The 14,377-nt window shown below is 66.1% G+C and carries 14 protein-coding genes; 3 read left to right on the top strand and 11 right to left on the bottom strand.

What is annotated here, in order from left to right:
- Positions 1-97: 97 nt before the first annotated feature.
- The 3 genes from AC13C7_RS06490 to AC13C7_RS06480 are packed head-to-tail and all read right to left on the bottom strand — an operon-like array spanning position 98 to position 2,710.
- Positions 98-847 carry a maleate cis-trans isomerase family protein gene (locus AC13C7_RS06490; RefSeq protein WP_446169921.1) on the bottom strand — a complete coding sequence of 250 codons (750 nt, stop codon included), beginning with the start codon at positions 845-847 and terminating at the stop codon, positions 98-100.
- Positions 844-1,878, bottom strand: a complete 1,035-nt coding sequence (locus tag AC13C7_RS06485) for a pyridoxal-phosphate dependent enzyme (protein WP_482866954.1) — start codon at positions 1,876-1,878, stop codon at positions 844-846. Before AC13C7_RS06485 ends, AC13C7_RS06490 begins: the two co-directional genes overlap by 4 nt.
- Before the next feature lie 10 nt (positions 1,879-1,888).
- Positions 1,889-2,710, bottom strand: coding sequence for an alpha/beta hydrolase (locus tag AC13C7_RS06480; protein WP_482866953.1), 822 nt, complete (start codon positions 2,708-2,710; stop codon positions 1,889-1,891).
- A gap of 70 nt (positions 2,711-2,780) precedes the next feature.
- On the opposite strand from AC13C7_RS06480, the gene kynU reads away from it, so the two are divergent.
- The gene (gene kynU / locus AC13C7_RS06475; protein WP_482866952.1) at positions 2,781-3,968 is read left to right on the top strand and encodes a kynureninase; all 1,188 of its coding nucleotides are present in this window, start codon (positions 2,781-2,783) and stop codon (positions 3,966-3,968) included.
- A 34-nt stretch (positions 3,969-4,002) separates the two neighbouring features.
- Here the strand turns inward: kynU and AC13C7_RS06470 are convergent, their stop codons facing one another.
- The 3 genes from AC13C7_RS06470 to AC13C7_RS06460 form a co-directional block, all read right to left on the bottom strand.
- On the bottom strand, positions 4,003-5,148 hold the full coding sequence (locus tag AC13C7_RS06470) for an iron-containing alcohol dehydrogenase (RefSeq protein WP_482866951.1): 1,146 nt from the start codon (positions 5,146-5,148) through the stop codon (positions 4,003-4,005).
- A gap of 116 nt (positions 5,149-5,264) precedes the next feature.
- On the bottom strand, positions 5,265-6,626 hold the full coding sequence (locus AC13C7_RS06465; protein ID WP_482866950.1) for a glutamine synthetase family protein: 1,362 nt from the start codon (positions 6,624-6,626) through the stop codon (positions 5,265-5,267).
- Between the two features lie 18 nt (positions 6,627-6,644).
- Entirely contained in the window at positions 6,645-7,433 is a 789-nt protein-coding gene (locus AC13C7_RS06460) for an N-formylglutamate amidohydrolase (protein WP_482866949.1), read from the bottom strand.
- Between the two features lie 200 nt (positions 7,434-7,633).
- Here AC13C7_RS06460 and AC13C7_RS06455 point away from each other — a divergent pair, with 200 nt between their 5' ends.
- Positions 7,634-8,455 carry a bifunctional allantoicase/(S)-ureidoglycine aminohydrolase gene (locus tag AC13C7_RS06455; protein ID WP_482866948.1) on the top strand — a complete coding sequence of 274 codons (822 nt, stop codon included), beginning with the start codon at positions 7,634-7,636 and terminating at the stop codon, positions 8,453-8,455.
- Positions 8,456-8,524: 69 nt separating this feature from the next.
- On the opposite strand, the gene AC13C7_RS06450 is transcribed toward AC13C7_RS06455, so the two are convergent.
- The 4 genes from AC13C7_RS06450 to puuE all read right to left on the bottom strand — a co-directional run bounded on the left by AC13C7_RS06450 (position 8,525) and on the right by puuE (position 12,895).
- On the bottom strand, positions 8,525-9,313 hold the full coding sequence (locus tag AC13C7_RS06450) for a class I SAM-dependent methyltransferase (RefSeq protein WP_482866947.1): 789 nt from the start codon (positions 9,311-9,313) through the stop codon (positions 8,525-8,527).
- 183 nt (positions 9,314-9,496) lie between these two features.
- The gene (locus AC13C7_RS06445) at positions 9,497-10,924 is read right to left on the bottom strand and encodes a uracil-xanthine permease family protein (RefSeq protein WP_482866946.1); all 1,428 of its coding nucleotides are present in this window, start codon (positions 10,922-10,924) and stop codon (positions 9,497-9,499) included.
- 67 nt (positions 10,925-10,991) lie between these two features.
- The gene (locus tag AC13C7_RS06440; RefSeq protein ID WP_482866945.1) at positions 10,992-11,483 is read right to left on the bottom strand and encodes an ureidoglycolate lyase; all 492 of its coding nucleotides are present in this window, start codon (positions 11,481-11,483) and stop codon (positions 10,992-10,994) included.
- Positions 11,480-12,895, bottom strand: coding sequence for an allantoinase PuuE (gene puuE / locus AC13C7_RS06435; protein WP_482866944.1), 1,416 nt, complete (start codon positions 12,893-12,895; stop codon positions 11,480-11,482). The genes AC13C7_RS06440 and puuE overlap by 4 nt, the downstream gene beginning before the upstream one ends.
- A gap of 149 nt (positions 12,896-13,044) precedes the next feature.
- Between puuE and uraH the strand changes: the two genes are divergently transcribed.
- Positions 13,045-13,401 carry a hydroxyisourate hydrolase gene (uraH, locus tag AC13C7_RS06430; RefSeq protein WP_482866943.1) on the top strand — a complete coding sequence of 119 codons (357 nt, stop codon included), beginning with the start codon at positions 13,045-13,047 and terminating at the stop codon, positions 13,399-13,401.
- Positions 13,402-13,464: 63 nt separating this feature from the next.
- Here the strand turns inward: uraH and AC13C7_RS06425 are convergent, their stop codons facing one another.
- Positions 13,465-14,367, bottom strand: a complete 903-nt coding sequence (locus AC13C7_RS06425; protein WP_172319751.1) for a LysR family transcriptional regulator — start codon at positions 14,365-14,367, stop codon at positions 13,465-13,467.
- Positions 14,368-14,377: the final 10 nt, after the last annotated feature.

Raw genomic sequence — 14,377 nt, 5'->3', positions numbered from 1 at the left:
CGAATCGAGGCGCATACACCTTCCCATATGTTCATATTTTGTTCTCATTTTCCAGTGATGCCATGCAGCTTGCCAAGCCCCTGTCAAACCACCAAAATCATGCCCGCCACAGCCGTCCGGGCGCGAAATCGCCCGCGCCGGAACCCGCCAGGCGGAACAGGTGCCAGGCCAGCACCTGGTTGCTGGACAGCACGGGCATGCCAAGGCGCGCCTCCATCTCCTCGATCACATCGAGCGTGCGCAGGTTGGTGCAGGACAGGAACAGACCGTCGCAATCTGCCATCCCGGCCACCGCGCAGCCCGCCTCAACGATCGACTTGGGCGCGATGCGCACGACCCGCGCCTCCTCGGCCACGTTGAAACTGCCGAAACCAGTGGTGGCCACGCCCGCCCCGGCCAGGACGGTGCGCAACCGGGCCGAGACATCGGCGATGTAGGGGCTCAGGATCGCCAGCCGCCCGATCCCCAGATGCGCGCAAGCCGCGATCAGCGCGCTGACCGGCTCGGTCACTTCCGGCGTCGCGATGCCCGCGCGGATCAACTCCGCCACCCGGCCCGGCCCGATCTGCGCCGCGCCCGAGGTGCAGCCATAACCAACAGCCGCCATCCGTGCGCCATCGGGGAACAGGGCCGCCGAGCCGGTCAGATGCCCCGCCATCGCCTCCAGCGTGTCGGGCCGCACCTCAAGGCCCGAGGCAACGCGCGAGATCATCAGTTCCAGACCGTGCGGCAGCATCCGGCGAAAATCGCGTTCGATGCTTTCATCGCTTTGCAGGATGATCAGCCCGACCTGCGGCGCGCGGGTTTCGGTCAACCGGTAGGGCAGGTCGGGCAGGGGCGCGCTCATCCCTCCGGCCCTTCGCTGAGGATGACCAGCGCGCGGGAGGTGGCGTCCAACCCGAAGGCGGAGCTTGCCGCCAGCAAACCGGACAGCCCCGCCGCGCCCGAAGGTGTCGTTTCCAACCCCGCCGCCGCGCAAGCCGCGTTCCCGGCCTCGCCCTCGGCCTCGCTGATCGTCATGAACCAATCGGCATCGCGCGCGAGGCCCTTCAGCGCAATCAGCGACGGCGTCTTGCAGTCGAGCCGCCCCATGGCGGAAACCGGGCCTTGCGTCTCGACCGGGCGGCCTGCGTGGATCGAGGCGATGAGGGCGGGGGCGGCCTCGGGCTCCACCACCACGATCTGCGGCGCGTCCCCCCAAGCGGCGCGGGCAAGGGCGGCGCAGGCCACCGCCAGCCCGCCGACGCCCGCTTGCAGGAAGATATGGGTGGGGGCGTCCATCGCGCGGGTCACTTCCTGCATCAGGACAAGGTAGCCCTCCATCAGGCGGTGCGGGCGGGTGGTGTATCCGGCCCAGGAACTGTCCGAGAGAAGCTGCCAGCAGTTTTCCTCCGCCGCCTGTTGCGCGGCCTCCATGCTGGCCTCGTAAGTCGCGCCCGCGCGCACCACCTCGGCCCCCTCGCGGCGCAGCCGGTCGGCAAAAGCCTCGGGCACCGTCTCGGCCAGGTAGATGATGGCGCGCGCGCCAAAGGCGGCGGCGCCGGCGGCGACGGAGAGGCCATGATTGCCCGCGCTGGCGGTGACGTAGCTTTGCCCCCTGGCGCGGCCCGCCTCGGCATCGCAGGCGATGACATAGGCCGCGCCGAGCGCCTTGAAACTGCCCAGTCCCATCCGGTCGCGTTCATCCTTGATCAGCAGCGCCCCGATCCCGGCTTGGCGCGCCAGATCGGCACTCTCCACCAACGGCGTGGCGCCTGCGCGCGGGCAGCGGGCAACCAGCGCGGTGGGTTTCTCCGCGTCAATACTCGGCCATGGCATGTCGTCCAGTTCGGGGCAGTCCAGCCCCGCGCCGCGATGGGGGTTCTTCAGAATATCCATGATCCGCCTTTCAATCCAACAGCGCCCGTGTCAGCGGATCATTGGCCTCGCGCAGCCCGTCGATCACGTCGAAATGGTGCCTACCCGGCGCGAAGACCGGCGGCCGCATGTCGGTCTTGCCCGCCCAGGCCTCGGCCAATATCGCGGCTTGTCGCAGGAACTCGGGCCGCTCCAGCGCGCCGGTCCAGCAGGTCACCGCGATCCCCGGCACCGGATCCAGCAGCACCGGGCTTTCGGTCCGCGCCTCGGCCCGGTCCAGCCGCAGATCGGCGTTCATCGAGTGCAGCCGCAGGGGCCGCAGGTCATGGACGCCCGAGATCGAGATCACGCGGTCGATCCGGCTGGCCACACTTGGGCTCAGCGGGCTGTCCCGGCACGCCATGCGTGTCACCAGATGTCCGCCCGCCGAATGTCCCGCCAGCCGGATCGGTCCCGCCACGCGCCCCGCCGCCGATTCCAGCGCCGAGGCGATCTGATGCGTGATCTGCGAAATCCGCGCCTCGGGGGCCAGCGTGTAGCCGGGCATCGCCACCGCCCATCCCCGCGCCAAGGGCCCCATCGCCAGGTCGGACCAGAGAGATTTGTCCATCGCCTTCCAGTAGCCGCCATGCACAAAGATCACGAGACCCTGCGGGCTGCCCTCGGGCAGGAACAGGTCCAGCCGCTCGCGCGCGCCATGGCCGTAGGCCACGTCCAGCCGCATATCGGTGCCGCCCGCGCGAAACGTCTCCGCCCGCTCGGCCCATCGCGCCGGATACTCCGAGCCACCGGGGATGTAATCGCCGTTCTGGAACGCATCCTCCCAGTCTATTCCGGTCTCGGCATCTTGCATATTCCGCGCCTCTTTGCCTTTCATGGCGGCAACCCTAGCCGCACACAGGCCCCGATAGAAAGGCCCGCCTATGACCCTGCCGCGAAAAGAGCTGTTCGACCTGCCCGAGGGGGTTCTCTATCTCGACGGGAATTCGCTCGGGCCGCTGCCGAAAGGGGCCGCCGAGCGTGTGGCCCACGTGATGCGCGACGAATGGGGCGCGGACCTGATCAAGGCCTGGAACACGGCGGGCTGGATGGACCTGCCGCGCGTCGTGGGCGACCGGATCGGGCAGTTGATCGGCGCGCCGGAAGGGTCCGTGGCCACCGGTGACACCCTGTCGATCAAGGTCTACCAGGCGCTGGCGGCGGCGCTTCAGATGCGGCCCGCGCGCAAGGTGGTGCTGTCCGATACCGGCAATTTCCCTTCCGATCTCTACATGGCGCAGGGCCTGATCGACACGATCGGCAAGGATCACGAGTTGCGGCTGGTGGCCCCCGAGGATGTGGCCGACGCGATCGGCGAGGATGTCGCCGCCGTCCTGCTGACCGAGGTCGATTTCCGCAGCGGGCGAAGGCATGACATGGGCGCGATCACGCGGCAGGCGCATGAGGCGGGCGCGATGATGATCTGGGATCTCGCCCATAGCGCGGGCGCGGTGCCGGTGGACATCACCGCCAGCAACGCGGAATTCGCCGTCGGCTGCACTTATAAGTACCTCAATGGCGGCCCCGGCGCGCCGGCCTTCATCTATGCCAGGCCGGACATCGTCGAGGGCCTGCAACCGGCGCTGGCCGGGTGGCTCGGCCATGCCAGCCCGTTCGACATGGAACTGGCCTATCGTCCGGCCATGGCCACCGAACGTCTGCGCGTCGGTACCCCGCCGATCCTGCAACTGGCGGTGCTGCAACAGGCGCTGGAGGCCTGGGACGGGGTCGATATGGCCGATCTGCGCGCCGCCTCGGTGGCGCTGTGCGAGAGGTTCATCAGGGAGGTCGAGGCGCGTTGCCCGCAATTGACGCTGGCCAGCCCCCGCGACCCCGAGGCGCGTGGCAGCCAGGTCTCGTTCGCCTTCGAGAACGGTTACCCGGTGATGCAGGCCCTCATCGCGCGTGGCGTGATCGGCGATTTCCGCGCGCCCGATATCATGCGCTTCGGCTTCACGCCGCTCTACCTGGACGAGGGCGACGTGATCCGCGCCGCCGAGATCATCGAGGAGGTGATGGTCAAGGAAATCTGGCGCGACGCGGAGTATAACAGGCGCTCCCGCGTGACCTGAGTTCCACGCCCGCGTCGACGCAGCCCCACCAGGATCAAATGCAGGCGCGCAACAATGCCGCCACGTTTTCCTCGGTCAACTCCACCGGGTTGCCGCCGCAGGAGGGGTCTTGGAGCGCCATCGCGGTCAGCTCGTCGATCCGGTCATCGCCGACGCCCATATCGGCCAGCCGCCGCGGCACGCCGAGACGGTCGTTGAATTCCTGTACGAAATGCCGGAACCCGTCGAAGCCGCCCTCGATCCCCAGATAGGCCGCGACGCCCGCGAACTTCTCCGCGATCGCCGACGCGTTCATCTCCAGCACCGCAGGCATGCAGACCGCGTTCGTCGTGCCGTGGTGGGTGTTGTAGACCGCCCCGATGGGATGGCTGATCGCATGGATCGCACCGAGCCCCTTCTGGAACGCGGTCGCCCCCATCAGGGCGGCGGCCATCATCTGGGCGCGCGCCTCGAGATCGGTGCCATCTTCATGGGCGCGCGGCAGATAGTCCTTGACCAGCCGCATCCCCTCCAGCGCGATGCCCTGGGACATGGGGTGGAAATGCGGGCTGGCATAGGCCTCGACGCAATGGGCGAAGGCATCGAGCCCGGTGCCCACGGTGATCGGCTGCGGCATCCCCACTGTCAGCTCAGGGTCGCAGATCACCACGCTGGGCAGCACGCGCGGGTGAAAGATGATCTTCTTCACATGGGTCTCAGAGTTGGTGATGACGCTGGCGCGCCCGACCTCGGACCCGGTCCCTGCCGTGGTCGGCACCGCCACGATGGGCGCGATGGCGGCGCTGTCGGCGCGCATCCACCAATCGCCGACATCCTCGAAATCCCAGAGCGGGCGCGTCTGGCCCGCCATGAAGGCCACCATCTTGCCCAGGTCCAGCCCCGAGCCGCCGCCGAAGGCGACCACCCCGTCATGCCCGCCCGCGCGGTAGGTCTCTACGCCCGCCGCAAGGTTCGCCTCGGTCGGATTCGCATCGACCTCGGCAAAGACCGCCCGGCCAAGCCCCGCGGCCTGCATCAGGTCCAGCGTGTCACGGGTGATCGCCATCTCGGCCAGGCCCCGGTCGGTGACAAGAAGCGGATTGGTGATCCCCGCCTGCGCGCAGGCCTGCGGCAATTCGGCGATGCGGCCCGCGCCGAACTTGATCGCGGTGGGGTAGGACCAGTTGGCGGTCAGGGTCATGTCGTCACTTTCCTTTCGTCGCGCAGAGCCTCGAATTTCTCGCGCTCATGCCATCATCGTCGTCGCCCAAATACCTGCGCCGCAGGCATCCGAGCCTTGCCAGGGGCGCCGAAGGGTCAGGCCCTTTCGAACCCCCGTGCGATCTCGTAATCCGTCACCACGCGGTCGAAATCCTCGATCTCCACCTCGGCGGCGCGAACGTAGTGATCGACCACCTCGTCGCCCATCGCCGCGCGCAGCATGGTCGAGCCCTTGAGTGTCTCGCGCGCGTCGCGCAGGGTGCCGGGGATCTCGGCCACGTCGCCATCATAGGCATCCCCCTTGAAAGGCGGGGCCAGCGCCAGCCCCTCCTCGATCCCGGCAATCCCCGCCGCGATCTGGGCGGCCATCGCCAGGTAGGGGTTCAGGTCCGACCCGCCGATCCGGCATTCGACGCGCACCGCCTTGCTGCCATCACCCACCAGCCGGAAGCCCGCCGTGCGGTTGTCCACCGACCAGACCGCGCGGGTGGGGGCGAAGGTGCCCTTCTGGAACCGCTTGTAGCTGTTGATGTAGGGCGCCAGGAAATAGGTGTAATCCGAGGCGTATCGGATCAGCCCGGCCATGTAGGATTTCATCACCTCCGACATGCCGAGCGCGTCGCCTTCGTCGACGAAGGCGCTGATCCCGTCCTTCCAGAGCGACTGATGCACATGTGCCGAACTGCCGACCCGGTCGCGGTGCCATTTCGGCAGGAAGCTGGCGGCGTGGCCCTTCGCATGGGCGATCTCCTTGACCGCCTGCTTGGCGATCGTGTGGTGATCGGCGCAATCCATCGCGGCGGCATAGGTGATGTTCAACTCGGATTGACCGGCCTCGGCCTCGCCCTTGGTGTTCTCGACCGGGATGCCCGCCGCGAAGAGGTGATTGCGCAGCGGCCGCATCACATGTTCTTCCTTGGTGGTCTGGAAGATGTTGTAATCCTCGTTATAGCCGCTCAACGGGTGCAATTCGCGGTAGCCCTGCTTGCGGAGGGTCTCGAAGCTCTCCTCGAAGAGGAAGAACTCCAGCTCGGTCGCCATGCGCGCCTCGTATCTCATCTCGGCCAGCCGCGCGATCTGGCGTTTCAGAACCGCGCGGGGGGAATGGGCAATCTCGGTTCGCCCGTGATGATCCAGCACATCGCAGAGCACCATCACCGTGCCCTCCAGCCAGGGCACCGGGCGCAGCGTGGCCAGATCGGGGCGCATCGTGTAATCGCCATAGCCCGCCTGCCAACTGGTCGAGGCATAGCCCTCGGGCGTCGCCATCTCCAGATCCGTGGCCAAGAGGTAGTTGCAGCAATGCGTCTCGCGCCAGGCCGAGGCCACGAAATGCGCGGCATGAAAGCGTTTGCCCATCAGGCGGCCCTGCATGTCGACCATGCAGACCAGGACCGTATCGACCGCGCCGGCGGCGGTCTGCTCTTTCAGGTCGTCGAAGGTGAGGGCAGCGGTCATGGGCAATGTCTTTCCGGGTCAGAGGGCGTGCGCCACCGGGGACAGCCCGAGGGCGATCAGGGCGGGCGTCAGCAATGTGTCGATCTCGCCCGCCAATCTGGCCTGATCGGCCGCGCTTGTCAGCAGGTCATTGCGAATCTCGATCATCACGTGGGGCAGGGCGCGGGCGAGCCCATGCAGGCGCAGGCTGTGGGTGACGCCATCCTGCGGTCCGTAGGGCGCGTTGCGGGCGATCTGGCGATGCGGCAGGGCAGGGGCGTTCTGCAGCATCAGGTCGGCCAACCGCGTGTCCTGATCGTGCAGCAGGCCGATCTCGACCGCGCGGGGCTGGCCGTTGAATACGGGCGTGAAGCTGTGGATCGTGACCAGAACGGTGCCGACCCGTGCCGCGCGGCGCGCATCCAGTATGCGGGCCACCGCGGCACAGAACGGGCGGTAGACCGAGAGCTCGCGTTCCGCGCGCGCGTCGGGCGTGAGGTCGCGGTTGCCCGGCACCTCGATGCGCTCCGACCGTGCGGGCATGGCGCTGGCCGCATCGGGCGGGCGGTTGCAATCATAGACCAGCCGCGAGACCGCCCCCGCCACCAGTGGCGCATCGTGACGCGCCGACAGGGCCCGCGCCACGCCCAAGGCGCCCGGATCCCAGGCGGCGTGGCTGTCGCGATCAGCCTCCGCCAGCCCCAGGCCGCCATAGCGCGCGGGAATATGGTTCGAGGCATGTTCGCAGACCAGCACCAGCGGCCCTCCGCCGTCCGGGTTCACGACCGCGACGGCACTGTCGCCTGGAGGAATCGGTGTGATGGCCATGCGTTCTCCCGCGTCATTTGCCCGGACAGTTCCGCAATCGCGCGCGGGTTGCAATGCTTGACCCGGAGCGGTCCGGCCCCACATTTTCATTATCAGGAATGCCAAGGCAATCCTTCATGGTTTTCAGGCCCGGTTTGCTATTGGAAAGCAGACGGTTGCAGGGTCTGATGGCGGCCAGGTGCAATCGTAGGAGTCTGCCGATGTCAGGGCGTAGATATGTCGGTCCGCCGGGTGGGTTGCCGCCCCAAACGCAATTGCTGACGGACCGTGCGGTCTTTACCGACGCCTATGCCGTCATCCCGCGCGGCACGATGTCGGATATCGTCACCTCGCTGCTGCCCTTCTGGGACAAGGCCCGCTTCTGGGTCATCGCGCGGCCCATGACCGGCTTTGCCGAGACTTTCTCGCAATATGTGGGCGAGGTGGAACCGGGCGGTGGCAGCGACCGGCCCGAAACCGACGCATCGGCGCAGTCCGGTATCCTGGTGATGTCCGGCACGCTCAGCATCACCATCGACGGCACCGCGCATGAGGTCGGCCCCGGCGGCTTTGCCTATATCCCCGCCGGCATGTCCTGGAGCCTGCGCAACAAAGGCGACACGACAGCGCAGTTCAACTGGATCCGCAAGAAATACCAGCCGGTCGAGGGGCTCGGCACGCCCGAGCCTTTCGTGGCCAACGATGCCGATATTGCGCCGAACGAGATGGTCGATACCGACGGGGCCTGGGCCACGACGCGCTTCATGGATCACGACGATTTGCGCCACGACATGCACATCACCATCGTCACGCTGCAACCCGGCGCAGTCATTCCCTTCGCTGAAACCCATGTGATGGAACACGGGCTATTCGTGCTGGAAGGCAAGGCGGTCTATCACCTCAACCAGGACTGGGTCGAGGTCGAGGCGGGCGATTTCATGTGGCTGCGCGCCTTCTGCCCGCAAGCCTGTTACGCGGGCGGTCCGGGGCCGTTCCGCTATCTGCTCTACAAGGACGTGAACCGGCATATGCCGTTTCTCTGACGCCCGGTCCGATCCGAAACCGTGACGCCCGGTGCCAGTGATGGCGTCGGGCGTTGTCGTACTGCGGGTCTAGGCCCTTCCGCGAACAGCCCAAGCGCGCGCGGCCAGCAGGATCATACCGTCGGGATCAGTCGGCAATGTCTCGATCAACCGGTCTTTCAGGGCCTGGCGCGCGGTGTCGTCCAAAGACGCACAATACCCCGGGGCAGGTCCAACACCGGACAGGAACGGCGACCAATAGTCATCGAAATCCGCAAACGGAGTCACGATGTCGATGGGTGCGGTCGAGACCTCGGTCAGCCCCGCCTCCGAGAACAGGGCCGCCAGCGGGTCCGGGCGGCAGACCGGGAACCGGGGCCCCTCGTCATTGTCAGAGGCGGAAGGATCAAGCGCTGTGGCCGCATCCCAGAAATAGCGCATGAACTGGACATGGCCGGAATAGTCCCAGACATAGGCCGCAACGGTTCCGCCATCCCGAACCGCGCGTTTGAGCTCGGCGATGGCTGCCAGCTTTTCGGGAATGAAGTTCAGGACCAGCCCCGACACCGCCACATCGACCGAGCCATCCGCCACCGGGATGCTCTCACCCGTGCCTTGCACGAAACTGGCGCGATCATCGTCGGTGATCGCGCGCCGCGCCAGGGCCAGGAACCCTTCGGACGGCTCGACTCCCACCACGGAAACCGGATCGCAATCCTGCAATATCCGCGACGTGAGCGCCCCGGTCCCGCAGCCGAGGTCAAGCCACCTGAACCGATGAGGCGCGTCTATCCAGGACAGGAAGCTTTTTCCGGTCTGCCTGCTCCAACGCCCGACATACATCTCGTAGGCATCGCCATCGGTCCATTTGTCTTGCATGATCCCATCCCGCTGCAGGGGGTGCAGACGTCGGACCCTAGCACATGTTTCGGGCCGTGTCCGATTGCCGCGACGGGGGGTTGTCCGGTTCGCCATGTCTGTCAAGAAAAGCCCCGCCGGCTTGTCGCGGGCGGGGCCAGGGTCTTTGCTGTCGGCCCGCGTTCCGGCGGGCCATCGGTGTCTTCAGTCCGGGTGCAACCTCCCGACACCATGACCAGCATGGCCGCCCGAGACTTCCTCGGTCGCCTCCGCGGCGAGGTCTTCGGGCAGGATCAGGTTCAGAACGATGGCGATCAGCGCCGCGGGCAGCAGGCCCGAGGTCAGCAGGACACTGGCCGTCTGCGGCAGGTGCTGCAATGCGCCGGGCTCCAGTTGCAGGCCCAGGCCGATCGACAGCGAAATCGCGAAGATCACCATGTTGCGGCGGTTCCAGTCCACGTCCGACAGCATCGAGATACCGGCGGCCACGACCATGCCGAACATCACGATGACGCCGCCGCCGAGCACCTCGATGGGCACCGTGCGGATGATGCCGCCCACCTTGGGGATCAGGCCGCAGATGATCAGGAAGATCGCGCCGCAGGTCACGACGTGGCGGCTCATCACGCCGGTCATCGCGATCAGGCCCACGTTCTGGCTGAACGAGGTGTTGGGGAAGCCGCCGAAGACACCGGCCAGCGCGGTGCCGAGACCGTCGGCATAGGTCGCGCCCTGGATCTCTTCCTCGGTCGCTTCACGGCCCGCGCCGCCCTTGGTGATACCGGACACGTCGCCCACCGTTTCAATCGCCGAGATGAAGGCCATCAGGCAGAAGCCGATGACCGCGGCGGCCGAGAAGGTGAAGCCATAGCGGAACGGATCTGGCAGCGCGAATGCGGCGGAGTTGTTCCAGGAACCCGCGATGGATTCGAAGGACAGCATGCCAACGCCGATGGCGTAGAAATAGCCCACGATGAGGCCGATCAGGACCGCCGAGATCGACAGCATTCCGCGCGTGAAGAACTTGAGGCCGAGCGTGACCACGATCACGACCAGGGCCGCCGACCAGTTCAGCAGGCTGCCATATTCCTCGGTCCCGATGGCCGGAACACCGCCCGCGGCATACTGGATGCCGACCTTGACCAGCGCCAGACCGATCATCGTGACCACAAGGCCCGTGACCAGCGGCGGCAGGGCAAAGCGGATCTTGCCGATGAACAGACCGATGCAGGCGTGGAAGAGACCGCCGATGATGACGCCGCCAAAGAGGGCCGCCAGCGCATCGACGCCTTGGCCCGCAACCAGCGGGATCATGATCGGCAGGAAAGCGAAACTGGTGCCCTGCACGATGGGCAGTGCCGCCCCGACAGGGCCGATCGTGATGGTCTGCAACAGCGTCGCAACGCCGGCAAACAGCATCGACATCTGGATCAGGTAAAGAAGCTCGGGGAAATCGGGCGAGTTTGACCCGAAGCCGAAGCCCGCCGCGCCGGCCACGATGATCGCGGGCGTGACGTTGGATACGAACATTGCCAGCACGTGCTGAATCCCGAGCGGGATCGCCTTGTGCAGTGGCGGAGTGAAATTCGGATCGCGCAGCTGTTCTGCGGTCCCAATCGAATGATCAGCCATTGGTTGTTGTCTTCCTTCGTTTGGATTTGAGTGTAGTGTCGATCCCCGCTCTTTTGCGGCGGGTTCGCTAATCCAACTGGCCGACCGATAGCGGCTGGTCGAACCAGTGTTCTTCGAGGTTGGGGCCGTCGCCGATCCGGTCGATGACGGCGTATTGGCCCGGCGCATCGAGGGGCCAGAGCACCCCGTGCCAGACATTGCGATGCAGGTTGATGGATTGGCCCGACCGGGTGACGAAGGCGCGCGGGTTGATGGGTGTGCCGCCCGCGTCCTCGGCCACCAGCACCAGGAACGGCGTGCCGCTGATCGGGATGAAGGCCTGGCTTCCCTTGGGATGGCGCTCCATCATCTCGACCTGGCAGGGCAGGGACCGCGCCTTGGCGTCGAAAAGGCTTATGCCCGCGCGCCCGTCCGAGAAATCGAGCCGCGCCAGATCGTGGTGCCGCCCGCACATGCCCTGATTGATCAGCTTGTCGGGTGCGCCGCCGATCTCGATCACCTCGCCGAACGGCGCGAAATCCTCGGCATTCAGCGGCACGGGGATCAGGGGCGCGCTCACGGCAGAAGATCCTTCAGCCGGAACTCCGCGATGCGCTCGACCTGGCGGCAGGCCTCCGCGAACTCGGTCTCGGTGTCGTTGTCGATGCGCCGGGTGAAGGCGGCCATGATCGACGCCTTGTCATGGTCGCGCACCGCGATGATGAAGGGAAAGCCGTGCTTGGCGACGTAGTCCTCGTTCTGACGGGTCAGCGTCTCACGCTCCGCGTCGGTCAGCATGTCGAGGCCAGCGCCCGCCTGTTCCGCGGTAGATTCCGCCGTCAGCTTGCCAGCGGCGGCCAGTTTCCCCGCCAGGTCGGGATGCGCCGTCAACACGCCGAGCCGTTCCTCGCGGCTGGCGCTGCGGAACATCCGCGTCAGCGCATTGTGCAGCCCTATGGCGCTGTCATGGGCGGGCCCAAGCTCCAGATCATGGGCGCGCTCGGCGATCCAGGGGCTATGCTCGAAGATCGAACCGTATCGGGCCACGAAGGTCTCAAGATCCATCTCTGACGGACGCTCGACATGCTGCGGCGGGTGGTTCAGGATCCAGTGCTCGGCAATGTCGATGCGGCGGGCGAACCAGACATCCGTGTGCGACTGCGCGTAGTCCAGAAACCGCTTCAGCGCCATGACCCGGCCCGGACGGCCAATGAGGCGGCAGTGCAGGCCGATCGACAGCATCTTGGGCGCGCCTGCCGCGCCCTCGGCATAGAGCGCATCGAAGCTGTCCTTGAGATAGGCAAAAAACTGATCGCCCGAGTTGAAACCCTGCGGCGTCGCAAAGCGCATGTCGTTGCAATCCAGCGTGTAAGGAACAATCAGCTGGTCCTTGCTGCCGAAGCTCGTCCAGTAGGGCAGGTCGTCGGCATAGGTGTCGGCGACGTAGTCGAACCCGCCTTCTTCGGCGGCCAGCCGCACCGTGTTGTCCGAGCAACGCCCGGTATACCAGCCGCGCGGGCGTTCTCCCGTGACCTCTGTGTGCAGACGGATGGCTTCGGCCATGTCGGCGGCCTCGGCCTTGGGGTCGGCATCCTTGTACTCGATCCATTTCAGCCCGTGGCTGGCGATCTCCCACCCGGCATCCTGCATGGCGCGGGTCTGTTCGGGGCTGCGCGCCAGCGCGCTGGCGACCCCGTAGACGGTCAGCGGGATCTTGTGCTCGGTGAACAGCCGATGCAGCCGCCAGAACCCGGCCCTTGCGCCGTATTCATAGATCGATTCCATGTTCCAGTGACGCTGCCCCGGCCAGGCCGCGGCCCCCACGATCTCCGACAGGAACGCCTCCGAGGCGGCATCGCCATGAAGGACGCAGTTCTCGCCGCCTTCCTCGTAGTTCAGCACGATCTGCACGGCGATCCTGGCCCCGTTCGGCCAATTCGCATTGGGGGGCGTGGGTCCATACCCGCGCATGTCTCGGATGTATCTTGTCACTGTGAACGCTCCTCTCCTTGGCGGCCACCTTAGGGCAATAAAATCTTTTTGACTTATCGGAGTTTTTTGAAACTGCTGTAGCGGGGAAGGACGTGCGGCGGCCCGATTTGCCCGTATAAAGGGCAGGAACAACAGCAAGTGAGGGAATTATGGCCGGATATCTGACCACGCATGTTCTGGACACCGCGACCGGGCTGCCCGCCTCTGGGTTGCGCATCGTGCTCTACCGCCTCACGGGCGAGGCGCGTGACAAGATCGTCGAGATGGAAACCAATCCCGATGGCCGCACCGACGGCCCGATCTTGCCGCAAGACAGCTTCGAGACCGGGCAATATGAGCTGGTCTTTCAAGCGGGCGACTACCTGCGCCGCACGGGGAATGCGGGCGAGGAGCCGCTGTTCCTCGACCAGATCCCGATCCGTTTCGGCATGGCGGATTCCGAGGCGCATTACCATGTGCCGCTGCTCCTGTCGCCCTACAGCTTCAGCACCTATCGCGGCAGTTGAGACCGAAAAATCTTGGCCAAGTTTTTTAGCCCGGAAAACTTTTGACCAAGAGTTTTCGCGGGGTCACGGCAATTCCCGGCGGATATGCTCGGCCATGAAGTCGATCAGCAGGCGGGCCTTCGGGTCTTGCCTGCGCCGGTGCATGTAGAGGCAGGCCATCTGGATCGGCACCGGCGGCTCGTGCTCCAGCACCCGCACCAGCGCCCCCGAGGCCAGGTGATCCGCGACCTCGAATTCGGGCTTCAGGATCAGCCCGTGCCCGGCCAGCGCCCAGGCCGTCAGCACGTCGCCATCATCCGATTCAAACGGCCCCTTGACCGCGATGCGGGTGACCCCTTCGGGCATCTGCAGCGGCCATTGAAACTCGGGCGCGCCGGGATAGCGCAGGTTCAGGCAATCATGCTTGCCCCCGGTCAGGTCACGTCCCGTTTGCGGCGTGCCCTTCTGCGCCAGGTAATCCGGCGCGGCGCAGATCACCCGCGGGCAATCGGCGATCTTGCGGATGCGCAGCGTGCTGTCCTCGGGCACGCCCAGGAAGAACGAGACATCCAGCCCCTCGGCGGCCATGTCCAGACGGCGATCGGACAGGCGCAGGCGAATGTCGATCAGCGGGTATTTGCGCTTGAAATCGGGCACCGCCGGGGCGATCAGCCTGCGGCCCACGCCTAGGGGCGCCGCGATATAGAGCGTGCCGCGCGGCGTGTCCGTGACATTGCTGATCTCGCCCTCGGCCTCTTCCACCGCCTCCAATATCTTGCAGGCCCCGCGATAGAAGATCTGGCCCTGCTCGGTCGGGTTCAACTGGCGCGTCGTGCGTTGAAAGAGGCGCACGCTCAGATGCTCCTCAAGCTGCGAGATGCGTGAGGACGCGACCGCCGCCGAAATCCGCTGATCCCGCGCCGCCGCCGACATCGAGCCAAGCTCATACACGCGCACGAACGTTCTGATGTTGTCGAGATAGGCCATGGGGCATTCT

The sequence above is a fragment of the Alterinioella sp. B-7 genome, from assembly GCF_056857775.1.
The sequence above is the reverse complement of the archived record's forward strand: the minus strand, read 5'-3'. Positions and strand labels throughout refer to the sequence as shown.

Coding starts and splice junctions, on each gene's coding strand:
- AC13C7_RS06465 (WP_482866950.1), bottom strand. CDS start 6,626: ATGACCGCTGCCCTCACCTTCGACGACCTGAAAGAGCAGACCGCCGCC.
- kynU (WP_482866952.1), top strand. CDS start 2,781: ATGACCCTGCCGCGAAAAGAGCTGTTCGACCTGCCCGAGGGGGTTCTC.
- AC13C7_RS06445 (WP_482866946.1), bottom strand. CDS start 10,924: ATGGCTGATCATTCGATTGGGACCGCAGAACAGCTGCGCGATCCGAAT.
- AC13C7_RS06470 (WP_482866951.1), bottom strand. CDS start 5,148: ATGACCCTGACCGCCAACTGGTCCTACCCCACCGCGATCAAGTTCGGC.
- AC13C7_RS06485 (WP_482866954.1), bottom strand. CDS start 1,878: ATGGATATTCTGAAGAACCCCCATCGCGGCGCGGGGCTGGACTGCCCC.
- uraH (WP_482866943.1), top strand. CDS start 13,045: ATGGCCGGATATCTGACCACGCATGTTCTGGACACCGCGACCGGGCTG.
- AC13C7_RS06455 (WP_482866948.1), top strand. CDS start 7,634: ATGTCAGGGCGTAGATATGTCGGTCCGCCGGGTGGGTTGCCGCCCCAA.
- AC13C7_RS06480 (WP_482866953.1), bottom strand. CDS start 2,710: ATGCAAGATGCCGAGACCGGAATAGACTGGGAGGATGCGTTCCAGAAC.
- AC13C7_RS06425 (WP_172319751.1), bottom strand. CDS start 14,367: ATGGCCTATCTCGACAACATCAGAACGTTCGTGCGCGTGTATGAGCTT.
- AC13C7_RS06450 (WP_482866947.1), bottom strand. CDS start 9,313: ATGCAAGACAAATGGACCGATGGCGATGCCTACGAGATGTATGTCGGG.
- AC13C7_RS06490 (WP_446169921.1), bottom strand. CDS start 847: ATGAGCGCGCCCCTGCCCGACCTGCCCTACCGGTTGACCGAAACCCGC.
- AC13C7_RS06460 (WP_482866949.1), bottom strand. CDS start 7,433: ATGGCCATCACACCGATTCCTCCAGGCGACAGTGCCGTCGCGGTCGTG.